Origin of the sequence: Rhodanobacter sp. MP1X3 (assembly GCF_014207165.1) — a bacterium.
Lineage (GTDB): Bacteria > Pseudomonadota > Gammaproteobacteria > Xanthomonadales > Rhodanobacteraceae > Rhodanobacter.
Map to the genome: position 1 here is coordinate 389,805 of NZ_JACHCO010000003.1, position 16,231 is coordinate 406,035.

General features: G+C 60.4%; 12 protein-coding genes. 6 read left to right on the plus strand and 6 right to left on the minus strand.

Annotation, left to right across the window (positions count from 1 at the left end; all coding sequences use genetic code 11):
* The first annotated feature begins 8 nt into the window (after positions 1-8).
* Entirely contained in the window at positions 9-3,707 is a 3,699-nt protein-coding gene (locus HDE79_RS10870) for a hybrid sensor histidine kinase/response regulator (protein ID WP_184601979.1), read from the plus strand.
* 42 nt (positions 3,708-3,749) lie between these two features.
* Here the strand turns inward: HDE79_RS10870 and HDE79_RS10875 are convergent, their stop codons facing one another.
* Both HDE79_RS10875 and HDE79_RS10880 read right to left on the minus strand, forming a co-directional pair.
* On the minus strand, positions 3,750-4,172 hold the full coding sequence (locus tag HDE79_RS10875; protein ID WP_184601980.1) for a DNA polymerase III subunit chi: 423 nt from the start codon (positions 4,170-4,172) through the stop codon (positions 3,750-3,752).
* Positions 4,173-4,191: 19 nt separating this feature from the next.
* Positions 4,192-5,682, minus strand: a complete 1,491-nt coding sequence (locus HDE79_RS10880; protein WP_184601981.1) for a leucyl aminopeptidase — start codon at positions 5,680-5,682, stop codon at positions 4,192-4,194.
* Between the two features lie 98 nt (positions 5,683-5,780).
* Here HDE79_RS10880 and lptF point away from each other — a divergent pair, with 98 nt between their 5' ends.
* From lptF to HDE79_RS10900, 4 genes are all read left to right on the plus strand, one after another.
* Positions 5,781-6,890 carry an LPS export ABC transporter permease LptF gene (gene lptF, locus HDE79_RS10885; protein ID WP_184601982.1) on the plus strand — a complete coding sequence of 370 codons (1,110 nt, stop codon included), beginning with the start codon at positions 5,781-5,783 and terminating at the stop codon, positions 6,888-6,890.
* Positions 6,891-6,900: 10 nt separating this feature from the next.
* Complete coding sequence (gene lptG / locus HDE79_RS10890; protein WP_184601983.1) at positions 6,901-7,998, plus strand: LPS export ABC transporter permease LptG; 1,098 nt, start codon at positions 6,901-6,903, stop codon at positions 7,996-7,998.
* A gap of 71 nt (positions 7,999-8,069) precedes the next feature.
* Positions 8,070-9,089 carry a low-specificity L-threonine aldolase gene (gene ltaE / locus HDE79_RS10895; RefSeq protein WP_184601984.1) on the plus strand — a complete coding sequence of 340 codons (1,020 nt, stop codon included), beginning with the start codon at positions 8,070-8,072 and terminating at the stop codon, positions 9,087-9,089.
* 1,182 nt (positions 9,090-10,271) lie between these two features.
* Positions 10,272-11,093, plus strand: coding sequence for a hypothetical protein (locus HDE79_RS10900; protein ID WP_184601985.1), 822 nt, complete (start codon positions 10,272-10,274; stop codon positions 11,091-11,093).
* Positions 11,094-11,575: 482 nt separating this feature from the next.
* Here HDE79_RS10900 and phaZ read toward each other — a convergent pair whose 3' ends face one another.
* The 3 genes from phaZ to HDE79_RS10915 form a co-directional block, all read right to left on the minus strand.
* Positions 11,576-12,856: a polyhydroxyalkanoate depolymerase gene (gene phaZ / locus HDE79_RS10905; RefSeq protein ID WP_184601986.1), complete on the minus strand. Its 1,281-nt coding sequence runs from the start codon at positions 12,854-12,856 to the stop codon at positions 11,576-11,578.
* Positions 12,857-13,005: 149 nt separating this feature from the next.
* The gene (locus tag HDE79_RS10910; protein ID WP_184601987.1) at positions 13,006-13,749 is read right to left on the minus strand and encodes a methyltransferase domain-containing protein; all 744 of its coding nucleotides are present in this window, start codon (positions 13,747-13,749) and stop codon (positions 13,006-13,008) included.
* A 33-nt stretch (positions 13,750-13,782) separates the two neighbouring features.
* Entirely contained in the window at positions 13,783-14,340 is a 558-nt protein-coding gene (locus HDE79_RS10915) for an RDD family protein (protein WP_255488372.1), read from the minus strand.
* Positions 14,341-14,357: 17 nt separating this feature from the next.
* On the opposite strand from HDE79_RS10915, the gene xerD reads away from it, so the two are divergent.
* Complete coding sequence (gene xerD / locus HDE79_RS10920) at positions 14,358-15,290, plus strand: site-specific tyrosine recombinase XerD (RefSeq protein WP_184601989.1); 933 nt, start codon at positions 14,358-14,360, stop codon at positions 15,288-15,290.
* Between the two features lie 18 nt (positions 15,291-15,308).
* On the opposite strand, the gene HDE79_RS10925 is transcribed toward xerD, so the two are convergent.
* Positions 15,309-16,037: a Fe2+-dependent dioxygenase gene (locus tag HDE79_RS10925; RefSeq protein ID WP_255488373.1), complete on the minus strand. Its 729-nt coding sequence runs from the start codon at positions 16,035-16,037 to the stop codon at positions 15,309-15,311.
* Positions 16,038-16,231 lie beyond the last annotated feature (194 nt).

Below are 16,231 nucleotides of genomic sequence, written 5' to 3' on the forward strand. Positions count from 1 at the left end.
ATTTCTGCATGGCTGCATCGTTTTTGCGAAAGGCTGTTTTCGCGTTTATTTTGCTGATACCTGTCGTCAATGGCAGGGCTGAAGCGGAATCGTTGACGCCGGTTTTGGCAGCGCCGGCGGCACACATGCCAGCGATGACCGGGCCGGTTTCAACCCTACCCGCGCTGAATGCGCCGATGGTAAGAGCACCCACACCGGAACCTCTGGCGACACCGCAGTTCCGTCGTTACGGCGTGGAAGACGGCGTGTTGCGCGGGCAAGTCTACGCGGTGGCACAGGATCATCATGGATTGATGTGGTTTGGTTCCGCTGCCGGGTTGATGCGTTATGACGGCGTGAGTTTCCAGACATTTCGCAATGCGGCAGATGATCCACGCTCGCTGCCGGCCAATACTACGTATGCGTTGTACGTTGATAGTGACAACAAGGTCTGGGCCGGCGGTATCTCGACGGGTTTGATTGTCTACAACCAACAGACGGAGCGCTTCCAGCAGTGGGCGCATGACGACGTCACCCCGAACAGCCTTGCCGACAACGAAGTGTGGGGTATTACGCAGACCACCGACGGCGAATTATGGGTGGCGACCGGCGAGGGACTCGATCGCATGCGCAAGGATGGCCGTGGTTTCGATCATCTGCCGCTGAATGTCGATGGCAAGCATGCTGCGTCATTCGGCACCACCCGCGCCTTGCTGGCTGAGCCCGATGGCCGGCTATGGATCGGTACGGAAAGTGGACTCTATCTGCGTGACGTCGACGGCACGCTGCATCGCGTGCCGATCGATCCCGCGTTTCACGGTGACATCGGCAAGATCTGGCGTATCGAGGGTGGGCTCAGTGATGCCAGTCAGCGTGAAGTACGTGTTGCGGTAGAGGGCGGCCTGCTGATCATTGGGTCCGATGGCGTGGCGCGACCGTTTGCGCAAGAATCGCTGGCTTCGTTGCGTGTGATGAGCAGCACGCGTGATGCGCATGGCCGGCTGTGGATTGCCACGGTCAATGGCATGTTCCTGGACGAAGGCGATGGTCGGCTGCAGTCGATCACTGGCCAGCCCCTGTTGCCCGGTGGACTGCCCAGCAACAGGATCTGGCAAACCATGCTGGATCGCGAAGGCGGCCTGTGGATTACCTTCGAGCAATCCAGCGTGGCGTATCTGCCGCCGGCCTGGAACGGCTTCACCCGCTTCACGCACATTCCGGATGATCCGGCCAGCCTCACAGGCATCGTGGCCTCCTCGGTAGAGATCGCACGGGATGGGTTGTTATGGGTGGCTGGCAACGATGGCTGGATCGACAAGCTGGATGTCAGTACCGGCCAAGTGACGCATATCGTCAAGGATATGCATACACAGATTTTGGAAATGACTGAAGACCCCCGCGGCCGTCTGTGGATCGACAGCTCTGGCGAATTGCACGTGTTTGATCATGGCAAATTGACGTTGATTCCGGCCGGCAATGCACCGATGTCGCGCCCAGTCCACATTACGTCCGGCGCCGATGGGCGCATCTATGTTGCCTCCTGGAATGAAGGCGTCGTCGAGGTTGATCCAGATACCTTTGCGATTACGCCGTTGCCACATGAAACCTCCTCGGCAGCCGGTGCATCTGACGACAGCCTGGTATCGGAACAGATCGACGTCCATGCAGGCAGCCTCTGGTACGCCTGTGCCGGCGGCTTGATGCGATGGGATAATGCGGCGAATAAACTGGTGTTCGTGCGTGGCGTGCCGCGGCAAGATATTTTGATCTTTGCCTTCGATGTCACCGGTTTCTGGGTCGCGACCCAGTCGACAATCGAGCACTATCGCTATGCCAATGGCGAAGCGGTCAAAGACGACAGTATCGACGTCAGCCACGAATCGTTCGTCACCGACATGCGCGATCTGCAAGTCGATCGGCTGGGTCGCCTATGGGTGTTTGCCAACCCCGGACTGTTCCGATTCGATCCCCGCACGCGACGTTTCAATGTGTTCGGGCCATCGCAAGGTCTGTTCAACGCCGATTTTGACAGTACCAGCAACGCCATTGCCGGCGATGGTACGTTATTCGCGATCAACGGCGCTGGTGTGCTGATGTTCCAGCCCGAACAGTTCACCTCACAAGACAATGCCACGCCGCCGCCGCCTCTCACGTTGACCAGAGTGACAGTACGCAGGGATGGCGATGTTTATGTCATGCCACTGGACAGCCGCACGGTGTCGTTGGGCTGGCGCGATCGGGATCTGCGGGTAGATGCGCGAGCGGCTTCTTTCATCAACCCGAAAGGCAACCATTACCGTTTCAAGCTGAGCGGTTTCGATACTGGCTGGGTGGACGTGGATAGCCGCGGCGAGCGCGATTTTGCGGGGTTACCCGCAGGCACATACACCTTGAACGTGCAGGGTGCCGGCGAGAGCAGTTCCTGGAGCGGCCTGCCGATTCCGCTGCAGATCACGGTACAGGCACCACCCTGGGATCGCTGGTGGGCGTGGGTATCGTATGCGTTGCTGACGATACTCATCGCAGTGCTGATTCTGCGCAGTTGGCGCCGGCGTCTGGCGCAGCGGCACCGCATGCAGATGATTGAACAGCAGCGACAGCTGGCTGAAGCGGCGAGTGCGGCGAAGACACAATTTCTGGCCACGCTCAGCCATGAAATACGCACGCCGATGACGGGCGTGATGGGCATGGCCGAGCTGATGTTGACCACGCCGCTAACACCGTTGCAGCACGACTACACCAAGGCCATGCAGCGCTCCGGCGGCATGTTGCTCAAGCTGCTTAACGACGCGCTGGATCTGGCCCGCATCGAGGCGGGTCGGCTGGAGCTGGAGCCGGTGCCGTTCGATCCGCGCCAGTTGGTCGAGGACGTGACCCAGCTGGAGCAAGGTCTGGCACATATGAAGGGCATCCGTTTTGTATTGGATGTCGCCGATGATCTGCCGCCGCGTTTGATCGGTGACGCGGTGCGCATCAAACAGGTGTTGCTGAATCTGGCGAACAATGCGCTGAAATTCACCGAGCGCGGTAGTGTGACGTTGCGCGCCGAGCGTTCGGCGCAGGGTCTGGTTTTGAGCGTCAGCGATACCGGGCCAGGCATTCCCGAGGCCAGTCAGGCGCGCCTGTTCCAGCGCTTCGAGCAGGAAGAGGGGCCGCATCGCCGCGCCGGCAGCGGCCTGGGTCTGGCGATATGCCGCGAGCTGGTGGACATGATGGGCGGCAGCATCGAACTGGAATCGAGGATGGGTTACGGCAGCACATTCCGCGTGCGACTGCCGCTATCCGAACCGGCTGCAGTGACGCCGCCCGCAACGGCCGACACAGGGCATCGCAACTATCACCTGCTGCTGGTCGAAGACGACACGATCATTGCCGCGGTGATCTCCGGTCTCCTGGAGCAACAGGGGCACAGCATTTTTCACGTGGCCAATGGACTGGCAGCATTGGCCGAATTGGCGCACGCGAACTTCGATGCGGTGCTGCTCGATCTGGATCTGCCGGGTGTGGACGGTTTCCAGATTGCCCGGCTGATCCGTCAGCGCGAACACGATGGTTCGCGCATGCCGATCGTTGCGGTGACGGCGCGTTCGGGCAGCGAAGATGAGCTGCGCGCGCAGGCAGCAGGCATGGACGGATTTCTGCGCAAGCCGCTGAGCGGCGAGCAACTGGCTGAGGCGCTGGCCAAGGTCATCGCCTGTACGGCGCAGGAAACCGACGAAACGCACTAAGAGCCTGTTTACGGTCTACGCGTAGCCCGCGCCAGCAGCGGGCTACATGTCGAACTTTTGCAACTCGACGCCAAGCTGTTGATATTCACGCCAGCGCACGCGCGAGCCGTCGCGCTCGGCCGGATCGGCAGCGACCACTTCAAGCACGCGCTGATAATGACCCGTGGGGCAGCTGTCGCGAAGGTTGATCAGCAACGGGCGATCGGCCGTCTCGATGCCAGGTGGCACAATCAGCACGGCAGTATCCGCATCGTCGTCATCACCTGCCAGCTGATGCGGAATCCATACATCCTCGTCAAACGCCCACAGCAATTCGTCGATAGCTTCCGCCTGCTCGAAATCGCGCGTGAGAATCAGCGTCGGTTGCTGCGCCGCGAAGGCTTTCTTGGTCAACTCGCAGACAAGCAGCAGCGGCTGCTCGCGAAAGCGCGGCTTGTCGATCAGGTAGAAGTCGGCGCGAGGCATGGCGTGTCGACTCCGACAATCAGCCCGCGCGATCCATCAGCCACTGCGTCAGCAATGCCACCGGGCGACCGGTAGCCAGACCCTTGCGGCCTTCGTCCCATGCGGTGCCGGCAATATCCAGATGCGCCCAACGCTGGCCCTCCGTGAAGCGTGAGAGGAAGCACCCTGCGGTAATCGCGCCGGCACTCTTGCCGCCGATGTTGGCGATGTCGGCAAAGCCGGAATCGAGTTGGATCTGGTAGTCGTCCCACAGCGGCAGACGCCAGGCACGGTCGAGCGTTACTTCGCCCGCGGCCAGCAACTCGGCAGCGAGGTCATCGTGCTTGCTCATCAGGCCGGTGGCATGCTTGCCGAGCGCGATCACGCAGGCACCGGTAAGTGTGGCGGCATCGATGAGGGTATGCGGCTGGAACGTCTGCGCGGTATAAGTCAGCGCGTCGCAGAGAATCAGGCGACCTTCGGCATCGGTGTTCAACACTTCGATGGTCAGGCCCGAGAGGCTGGTGATCACGTCGCTGGGGCGATAGCTGTCGCCGTCGGGCATGTTTTCCACCGCCGGCACGACGCAGACCAGGTTGACCTTGAGCTCCATCCTCACAGCCGCGATAAACGCGCCGAGCACCGCCGCGGCGCCGCCCATGTCGAACTTCATTTCTTCCATGCCCGGGCCGGGTTTGAGGCTGATGCCGCCGGTGTCGAACGTGACGCCTTTGCCGACAAAGGCATACGGCTTGTCGCCTTCGACGCCGTTCTTGTACTCCAGCACGACGAGCTTGGGCTTGTTGACCGAGCCGCGCGCCACGGCCAGCAGCGACCCGAAGCCGAGTTTTTCCATCTCGACATGGTCAAGCACGTTGCAGCTGACCTTGCCGTCCTGGCCGTCGGCAAAGGTCTGGGCCTGAGTGGCGATATATGCCGGGTTGCAGATGTTCGGCGGCAGGTTGGCCAGTTCGCGGGTGAACTCGATACCGGCCGCGAGCGCGCATGCCTGATTCAGACCGGCCTGGGCGTCGGCGTTGCCGGCAAAGCTGACGCTGGCGAGCACGGGCTGTTTGCTCTTGTCGCGCGGCTTGAACGTCGCGGTGTAGCGATACGCCGCATGGTCAGTCGTCAACACGGCAATACGCACGCGCCAGTCGATGTCGCGGCCGGGTACGTCGACTTCGGTGAGGAACGACACCGCATCGGCCACCGGCAGCTTGCCCAATGCACGCGCCGCTTCGATGCTTACCTTCTGATAACGCGCCGCGTCGAATGTTTTCTGCGAGCCAAGGCCGACTACCAGTACGCGCTTGGCGGTCACGCCGTTCGGTGCGAACAGCACGGTGGTGCTGCCGGCCTTGCCGCTGATGTCGCCACTTTCCACCTGGCGCTTGATCACGCCGTCCGCGGCGCTGTCGACGCGCGCAGCGGCGCTGGTCAGCATGCCGTGTTCGTACACCCCAACCAGCACGCAGGCGGTATCGGCGGTTTCCGGGGCGGTGGCGCCGAGGCTGAACTGAAGTGTCATCGGGTGTTTCCTGTACGGGCGCGACAGCGGTCGAACCGGCTAGACTTAAGGTTTGCCGACCGGACCGGTCGCGGCGAAGGATCACTTAAGTTTATCTCATGCTGAGCATTCTCGACCGCTATTTCCTGCGCGAGCTGGCGCAAACCGTTGCCGCCACTGTCGTGGTGCTGTTGGTTGTGGTGGCCGGCAGCGCGTTCGCCAAGGTGCTGCAGCAGGTGGCCAACGGCAGTTTTCCGGCCAGCGTGATGTTTCAGGTGCTGGGTCTGCAAACGCTCGACGGACTGACCAACATGATGCCGTTGGCCAGCTTTCTCGGCGTGCTGATGGGGCTGGGCCGGATGTACCGCGAGAGCGAAATGCACGTGCTCTCATCCTCCGGTATGGGCCCCGGTGGTTTGCTCAAGCCTGTGCTGCTCATGGGCGTGGTGCTGGTAGCAATCACCGCCATCGTATCGCTGTGGGTCGGGCCGTGGGCGGTGAGCACGAGTGACAACATGGTTGCGGTGGCCAACCGTTCGGTGATTGCCGCCGGTCTCGACGCAGGGCGTTTTACCGATCTGCCGGGCAAGGGCGGCATCATCTTTGTCGACACGCTCAGCCGGGATGGCAGCAAGCTCGGCCATGCTTTCGTGGAGACCCAGCGCGATACCAAGGATGGCCCGCCGCATGTGAAAGTCGTGAGCGCCGATCATGGTGAGCTCTACCAGGAAAGTGACGCCTCCGATCGCTTCATCACGTTCCGCACCGGCTGGCAGTACGACATTCCGCTGGGCGCCGATAACTGGCGCAAGATGCAGTACGTGCGCAACGATTCATCGTTGTCCAGCGTGCAGTCGGATGACGATGACACTGATCCAAGCCATTCCATGGATACACTTTCCCTGATCCGATCCAGGGATCCCGACGCGCACGCCGAGCTGGCATGGCGTATCAATTCGCCGCCCCTGACACTGGTGCTCTTGCTGCTGGCGTTACCGCTGTCGCGTCAGAGTCCGCGCGAGCCTCGTTATGGCCGCCTGTTTCTGGCGATCGTCACTTTTTATCTTTATTACGTGGTACTCGCACTATGTCGCGCTCAGATTGCCAAAGGGCACTGGCACAGCGAGGCGCCCATGTGGGCGCTGCATCTCGTGGTCATCGGTATAGCCGGCTGGCTTATGTGGAAGCAGTACGCGCCTCGCAAGGCACGTGTGAGCGCACCCGCATGAGTGACATGGCATGAACATGTTCACTTTAAAACGCGTCGATCGGCTGGTGATGCTCAGTGTCATAGGTTCGGTGCTGATGGTCTGGCTGGTACTGACCGGCTTTGATGCCGTGACCCAGTTTCTGCGGCAACTTGGCAGCGTGGGCAAGAACGGTTACACGCTGAACAACGCCATCGTTTATGTGTTGGTGACGTTTCCGCGTCGGCTTTACGAAATGTTCCCCAACGCTGCGCTGATCGGCGGCCTGCTGGGTCTTGGCGGGCTGGCCTCTACCGGCGAGCTGACCGCGCTGCGCGCTGCCGGCATGTCGCGCCTGCGTATTGCCGTGTCGGCGGTTGGCGTGGTGACCGTGTTGATCGTTGGCGTGGTGATCATGGGCGAAACGGTCGGCCCATGGGGCGACCAGAAAGCGCAGGCGATGCAACTGCGCATGAAAAACAACAATGTCGGCGCCACCAGCAGTGGTACCTGGGCGCGCGACGGCAGCAACTTCATCAACGCACGCGGCACCATGCTGACCCATCGCGGCGGCATAGACAGCGTGGAGCTGGCGGACGTGCGCATCTTTACCATGACGCCCGATGGTCAGCTGACCCGTTTCGAATGGGCCAAGTCGGCGCAGCACAACGGCAAGCAGTGGATCCTGAAAGACGTGCGCGACAGCACGCTGGACGCGACCGGCGTGCACACCACCACGCTGGCCAGCCAGCCATGGGTTTCGGGTCTCAACCCGCAGGTGCTGGCGCAGTCGATCATCCTGCCGCAATACCTTTCGATGCGCGATCTGCAGCGGAATATCCGCTATCGCGCTGCCAATGGCGAAACACCCGGTGTCTACGCAGTGGCTTTCTGGGGGCGGGCGCTGTATCCGCTCAGTGTATTGGTGCTGGTGCTGTGCGCGATGCCGTTTGCTTTCGGTGCGCTGCGTTCCGGCGGCCTGGGCAAGCGCATGTTTATCGGCATGCTGCTGGCGATCGGTTGGTATTTTCTGCAGAAGGCAATGGTCAACTTCGGTACGGTTTACGGTATGCCGCCGCTGCTCGCCAACCTGCTGCCGATCGTGATATTGGCGGTAGCTGGCTGGCTGTATTTCCGCCGCAGCGGCTGACCCTGGTAACGGCCTGCCATCGGTCCGTAGGCGATATCCTCCCAATCCCATTCAACCAGTGAGACGCCGCCATGCGAGTTGTCGATTTACGCAGCGATACGGTCACGCAGCCCACGCAGGCCATGCGTGAAACGATGCTACTGGCCGACGTTGGCGACGATGTCTACGGCGAAGACCCGACGGTCAACTTACTGCAGCAGCGTCTCGCCGACGACCTCGGTTTCGAGGCTGGGCTGTTCGTGCCGACCGGCACGCAGTCGAACCTGCTGGCGCTAATGGCGCACTGCGAGCGCGGCGACGAGTATCTGGTCGGCGCCGACGCGCATACTTTTCGCTGGGAAGGTGGGGGTGCTGCCGTGCTCGGCTCCATCCAGCCACAGCCGATTCCGCAGGATGCCGACGGCACGTTGCCGCTGGACAAGGTCGCCGCAGCGATCAAGCCGGTCGACCCGCATTTCGCGCGCACCAAAGTGCTGGCGCTGGAGAACACATGGTGGGGACGCGTGTTGCCACTGGATTATCTAAAGGCCGCGCACGACTTCAGTCGCGAGCGCGGGCTTGGCCTGCATCTCGATGGTGCGCGTCTGTTCAACGCCGCTGTGGCCTCTGATGTGCCGGCGCGCGAAATCGCCCGGCATTTCGACAGCGTGTCGGTATGTCTGTCGAAAGGCCTGGGTGCGCCGGTTGGCTCCGTACTGGTGGGTTCGCATGCGTTGATCGACAAGGCGCGGCGCTGGCGTAAGGTCACCGGCGGCGGCTGGCGTCAGGCCGGCCTGCTCGCTGCGGCAGGTATCTATGCGCTCGATCATCACGTGGCGCGGCTGGCCGACGATCATCGGCGGGCGGCTTATCTGGCTGGCTGTCTTCGCGAGATCGCTGGCGTGAATCTGCTGGGGCAATTTACCAATATGGTTTACGTCGATGTACCCGCCGGTCGATTGAAGGATTTGGACGTCCATATGCGGGCAGTGGGTGTTCGTATCAGTATTGGGTATTTGCCGACGTTGCGGTTGGTTACTCATTTGGATGTGGATGATGAGGGGGTTGAGAGGGTGCTGGAGGCGTTTTGCTCTTTCTTCGCACGCGGCTGAATGGTGGGGATTGGCGACAACCGATCGTGTGCGTGATCTGGCTCGCCTGCCGCGGGCTTTCGTCCGCCACCGGCGGCCGAGTCACTTTTCTCTTGCGTGGCCAAGAGAAAAGTAACCAAAAGAGAAGGCCACCTCACGGACTTGCCGGGCGTCCCTGCCCGGCAAGTCCGTGAGGTGCGGCCGGGCTTTTCGACGGCGCATCCCTGCACCGGCGAAAAGTGATCGGCTTCCTGCCGATCACCCTGCGGGCCTGTCGACCCCACCTTACCGCCGCACAGGGGGCACGTTTAAGAGCAACACGCATCCTGCGCTTGCCGAGTCAATACATTGCGCCGCAAACCCCAAGAAACTCCGCCTCGGGCTACTCATGCCGCGTACGTGGTGGTTCTCGTTGACTAGTTATGAGTCGGTGTATCTGAGTACATCACCTCGGTCAGCAAACTTTGGTGTTTGATAAGCAAACGTTGATTGGCCTCAGCCAACAATCGCATGCGCAAGTACGGCCACAGGTGCCGGTTATTACCGCATTTTGAGGTGGATAAAACATAGCGACTCGATTTGTAAGATATGCAACGACATCAGCATTCGTCGCATCAGCAGTACATTATTGCCAGCCCTTATTCCGCTTGGGTTTTCGTCGCTTGACGGAATGCTTACCGAGCCTGAACATCCATTGCATATGCCTCAATTTGAGGTCTACTAGGCGTTAGGTGCCAATGGCAAGATCACCGCGATTCCTAGCTTTGGTTTTTCTGCATCTCTGCGTTCCGGCCGCAGTGTACTTGTTAGTTGGGCTGTATGACGGACGCACCTTAGGCATTGAATACCTGCTTCCTAACTATCTTTTTATGGCTGCTCCACACCTGCTGGTCAGCCTTTTAGTCATTTGGCCAGAAGCCCGACGCCCAACCCTTCTCTGGGTGCTTTCCCTTCTCAATGTTCTACTCGTCACATATCAACTTTGGGTTCTATTGGCTGTTGCGCCGGATGATGGCTTCGCATGGATCTTCTACATCCCCCTTTGGGGGCTGGCCCTTTTAGCTTGCGCCATCGCATGGGGCATAGTCCGAGACAGTGGTCCAACGCCCAAAGGTGGTGCCGGCTAGTCGGTTGGCACCTAACAACTCATCCAAGCGGACACCTTCGGTGCCGCTTAATTCAAGCGTTAGGGCCCAGGACGTCATGAAGACATTTAGCGAGCGCAAAGGCCTCAAGCAGGTCTCCGAGGTCATCCAGATCAAATCCATGAACGAGGCGCTACGGAACTCGCTCTGGAATGGTCTTGATGTCGCGCTGTGGTCTACCGACGACTTCATCTATCGCCAATATGGCGAGCCAAACATAATGCCTCTTAGTCTGGCTCTGTGGTTCGACTACTTCAAAAAGCCGATCGACTCGCGTCCAGATCGAGCCCACAAGATCTTGGCCACCATCCGCGATTATTTCTTTTCTTGCGAGTGGCACGAGGTCTATGACTTCTTGGAGTTCATCGTCTCCGAGCGCAAGCGCTCTACCCCTCGGCTCGCCGAGTTCCTTAATGACCTTCTTGATCGGGAGCTCTCTGGGTACAGGTTTGTAGCGGGACATCTGGCTGATATCACAAGTCAAGAAGAACTCACGATGATCGAAGAAGCAGCGAGAGACTCCCGCTTTGCCGGAGTGTCTGCGCATGTCGATCGCGCGCTACAGCTCTACGCCGACCGTGAGAATCCCGACTATCGAAACTCCATCAAGGAATCAATCTCTGCAGTTGAGAGCATGACTCGCTTGGTTTCAGGAAACGAGAAGGCAACACTCGGCGATGCGCTGAAGGCCATCGAGAAGAGCGGTCAGCTTCATCCTGCCCTCAAAGAAGGGTTTCTAAAGTTGTATGGCTACACAAGTGACGAACAAGGCATTCGGCATGCCATGCTTGACGAACCGAATCTAAGTGCTGCCGATGCGCGATACTTTCTTGTGTCTTGCTCGTCGTTTGTGAATTACTTGAAGGCTCGGCTTCATTGAGGAAGCCGAGCCACCCATCCAAGCGGATGGGCGCGCCGCAGCTTAATTCCAGCGTTAATGCGGCTTAATTTAATTTGCGGGAAACTGCTGCGCTTTTCCAACTCCCCTGTGCGGCGGTGAGGCGTGGTCGATAGGCCCGCAGGGGAATCGACAGGGATGTCGATTCCTTTTCGTCAGGACAGGAGTCCTGTCGAAAAGCCCGGCTACGGCTCACGGACTTGGCGGGCAGAGCCCGGCAAGCGCCAAGTGGGGTGGCCTTCTCTTTGGTTACTTTCTCTTGGCCACGCAAGAGAAAGTGACTCGCCCTCCGAAGGAGGACGAAAGCTCGCCGCTCCGATCAAAAAGCATCAAGTAACAACGATGTTGGGGGTCCTTCGGCTCCGCTTAGCTCAGGGCGAACGAAGTCGGAAGATGTGAAGCAGGGTTTGCCCGTGGCCTCGGGCGTCTATTGCACTAAAGAGCGATACCGCAGGTATGTCAGCTCAGCCCGCCGCAGGCGCCTTCTTCCCCGCCACCGCCACTTTGTCAAACTTCCGAATAAAATCCCGCACCTGTGGATAAACAGTCTCGCGCCACCGCCGCCCACTGAAAATCCCATAGTGCCCGGCACCATCGATCACCTTGTGCGCCCGGCGCTTCGCCGGGATGCCGCTGCACAGGTCATGCGCTGCCTGCGTCTGGCCCAGACCGGAAATATCATCCAGCTCACCTTCGATCGTCAGCAGCGCGCTGGTCTTGATCGCGCTTGGCGTGACACGTTCGCCAGCGACATCCCACAGCCCACGCGGCAGCAGAAATTCCTGGAATACCTTTTCGATGGTGTCGAGATAGAACTCGGCCGGCATGTCGAGTACGGCGTTGTATTCGTCGTAGAACTTGCGATGTGACTCGGCGTCTTCCAAGTCTCCGCGCAGCAGGTCCTGATAGAAATCCCAGTGTGAATTCAGATGGCGATTCGGGTTCATCGCAATGAACCCCGCGTGTTGCAGGAAGCCTGGATACACCTCGCGACCGTGGCCGGGATAGTTGGCCGGCACGGTGTGGATCACGTTGCCCTGGAACCACGACAGCGGCTGGGTGGTGGCCAGGTTGTTGACGCTGGTGGGGCTGCAGCGTGGATCGATCGGGCCGCCCATCATAGTCATGCTGCGTGGCGTGGCTTCGCCGCGTGCGGCCATCAGGGAGACGGCGGCCAGCACCGGCACGGTGGGCTGACACACTGAAATCACGTGGACGTTTGCAGCACCGATATGGCGGATGAATTCCTCGATATAGGCGACGTAGTCATCGAGGTTGAACGGGCCGAATTCGCTCGGCACCATCCGCGCATCGACCCAGTCGGTAATGTAGACCTTGTGGTCGTGCAGCAGGGTGCGCACGGTGTCGCGCAGCAAGGTGGCGTGATGGCCGGACAGTGGCGCGACCACCAGCACGATCGGATCGTGTTTCATCTTTTCGATGGTGGCCGGATCGTCGCTGAAGCGCTTGAAGCGCTTCAGCTGGCAGAACGGTTTGTCCAGCGCAACGCGTTCGATCACCGCGATCTCGTGATCGTGCGCCGTGGCGCTGGTGATGCCGAACTCGGGCTTTTCGTATTCCTTGCCCAGCCGATGCATCAGCTCGTAGCCGGCAGCCAGACGCTGCGCTCCGGAGAGCTTGCCGAGCGGGCTGCTGTTGTCGTTGAGCATGCGCGCGTTGGCTTGCGCGAAGTAGCTCAACGGGCCGAGAAATGCGCGCTGCCATTCGTGGAGTTGATAAAGCATCGGAAGGGCTGGCCGGGAAAAGGAATTCTCCCATCTTAGCGCGGTTTGCACTGGCTTGTTGCAATGCCGCAATTCCCTGCGGGAATGGTTCAGAAACTTTTCCAATCAGTCACTTGGCGGTGACCGTAGTTGCGGACGAACTTGGAAAGTTACTGGTAGCGGCAGCGCAGCAGCAGCTCGTCCACGCCGCGCGTGTCACCCATGCCGGTGCGCCACGCCAGAGGTTTCTGGAAACGCACGCCCAGCGGCATGAAAACCCGGTTGTACCACCACATGGCGCGCTTGCGCTGGTGGGTGAGGAACCACAGGCCGACATCGAGCAGGCGCGAGGATTTTGGCTGCATGCCGTAGACGGCGCTGTGTTCGATGGTGAAACCGTGCTGGGCCAGTCGAGTGGCGATCTGCGCCGGCTCGTAGCGGCGGCAGTGGCCGACGAAATCGTCGAAGGCGGTCCAGGCCTCGGGATGCAGCGGCACGGACAGCAGCAGGGTCGCACCTGGTGTGGCAACCCTTGCAAGCTCGGCCAGTGCGGCGTTGTCGTCGTCAACGTGTTCGAGAATATCCAGCGCGCAGATCAGGTCGAAACGCGCATTGGCGCAGGGTAGCGCGCCGATCATGCCATGTACGGCGTCCGCACCACGCTGGTGCAGGCGGTGCAGCGCGGCGTGGCTGAGGTCAATAAAACAGGTGCCATCGAGCGGCATGCGCGGGCGCAGGCCGGGTGCCACTTCCAGCCGATGCGGCGCGTTGGCGGCCAGTTCGCTGAGCAGTGGCCAGGTGTTGAAGCGATCGGGATCGATCAGCTGCGACTCGGCCCACAACGATTCGTAAAAGCCGCGATTGGCGCGGATCAGCTCGGAATCATTGCGAGTTTGGGCTGGCTGGCTGGACATCTGTCGAGTGGAATCCAGAGACTGAACGGATTATCAGGATTTACCGAGCAGGCGAATCTCGGTATTGGCGGCCAGGTCATGCAGTGTCCGCCGACGGGCATTGAGCAACGCTACCGCAAACCATGTGAACCATATGACTAGCACCGTCCAGAGCGTGGCGCGAAGCCCCAGCACGGGTTCCAGCAGAAGCAACAACAAGGGTGCGGCAGCGACGAGTAATCGGACCAGGCACTGCGGTAGCGATGGTGTCGCGCCGGCCGTGGAGATGACGCGAATGCGCCAGGGCCGCATGCCCACCGTCTGTCCGCCACGGCGCCATGCGCTGATGAAATACGCCGCGACGACCAAGCCCTGCAACACTTGATACCAGACGGGCACCGAAGTCGTTGCGCCGGTGCTGATCAGCTTGCCGCCGGTAGCCAGCTGGCACAGCAGACCTACCACCATCACGATCGCCACCACGATCAGCAGGTCGTAGACCAAGGCGAGTAGTCGCCGCCACAGCGGGCAGGGGATCGAGCTGGCATGGAGCGGAGTTGTTTGCAGCGTGGTCGGCATCGGCGGCTTATCGCTTGCGTAGTGCGCGCGCAATGGCCAGCATCGTGCGCATGAAAAAGGAAGAAAGTCGTACCAGTATCGCCGAAGCCGATCGGCACAGCATCGCTGCGTTTCTGGAGCGGGTGTGGTCGGAGGACGGACTCGCCGATCGCACGCTGGAGGCTTACCGGCGCGATCTGGAGGCGTTGGCTGGCTGGTTGGCTGGCCGTGGCCGCACACTGCCCACGGCACAACGCGAGGATATTTCCGCGTATCACGGCCGTGCGTCGAGCGGCATGCAGCCGGTCGCGATACGTTCGATCGCGCGGCGGCAGTCGGCGTTTCGCCGTTACTACGCGTTTCTGGCGCGGAACGAGCCAGGCTTTGCCGATCCGACCCTGTTGATCGAGCGGCCGCGCATGCCGCGCAGCCTGCCGAAGGCGCTGGCTGAGCGCGAGATCGTGGGTCTGCTCAACGCGCCCGATACTCCCACCACGTTGGGCCTGCGCGATCGCGCAATGCTGGAGCTGATGTACGCCTCCGGCCTGCGCGTGTCCGAGCTGGTCGAGCTGCCGCTGGCTTCGCTCAATACGCGGCAGGGCGTGCTACGGGTGACGGGCAAGGGCGGCAAGGACCGGCTGGTGCCAGTCGGCGAAGTGGCGCTGGAATACATCAATACCTACCTCGCCAGCGCCCGACCCGAGCTGGCGAAAGGCCGCCAACCTGCAGCGTTGTTTCTCAGTCGTCGGGGTGAGGGTATGACTCGGCAGATGTTCTGGACCCTGGTGAAACGCTATGCGTTGAAGGTCGGCATCAATGCCAAGCGCATTTCGCCGCACGTGTTGCGGCATTCGTTCGCCACGCACCTGCTCAATCACGGTGCCGACCTGCGCGCGCTGCAGATGCTGTTAGGCCACAGTTCGCTCAGTACCACGCAGATCTACACCCTGGTGGCGAAGGAAGGCCTGAAGCGGCTGCACGCGCAGCACCATCCGAGGGGGTGAAAAAGCACCGATGGTGCCTTACACGTCTGCCCACATGCGCATGAGGTTTGCGTGTGACTTGCTGATGGCGTCGAAAGTCGCACTTTTTCCTTCGCGCCCGAAGATCTGCCTTTTGGCATTATGCAGATCCCACAGTAGTTCGCGTTTACTGGCATCGCGTACTTGGCTCTGCACCCAGATAACGGCGGCATAACGTGCTCCCTGGGTAACGGGGGTAACGCGGTGCAGGGAATTGGCAGGGTAAGCGATGGCGGATCCAGCATCCAGCTTGAACGCGCATTCCATGCCATTGGCATCCACTACCAGTTCACCGCCAGCATAAGTTTTGGAATCAGACAGGAAAATCGTGATCGCCACATCGCTACGCACTGCATTGCCGAGGCTGCCCATCACAGGGGCATCCACATGCGGCCCATACTCCATGCCAAGGTCGTAACGATTGAACAGTACCTGTGTCAGCAGGGACGGTAGAGTCGCTGCTTGCAGCATGGCATTGCGCAGAAAGGCGGCACGCACGATTTCCTGCAGCTTCGCCTGGCTTTCGGTGTCGTGGGTGACCTGCAGGTTTTTCTTCACTTCGCGTGCCGACCAGCCGGCGGTGCTCGCACCGTCAACGAACGAAGCGCTCTGAAGTTCGTTGCGCACCGCAGCGAGTTCCTCGGCGGCCAATACGTTTGGGGCACAAATAATCAAAATGAATCCGCCTGGCAATTCAAGCCTTTGGAGGAGGAGCCGAATACGCGACAAGTTATCTACTGAGCCGTTTCAGACCCTGGCATTCGGTTCAATTTACCATTGAACGAAGAGCCGGATCTTTTTCGAATATCGGGCGCATATTCATTTGACTGTTCACTCCATTGGCAAACAAAGCACCCAGCTGCCATACGGACAGCCGGATCGGAGTGGACTGATGAGGGTTTTACAGATACTGCAATTTCGTT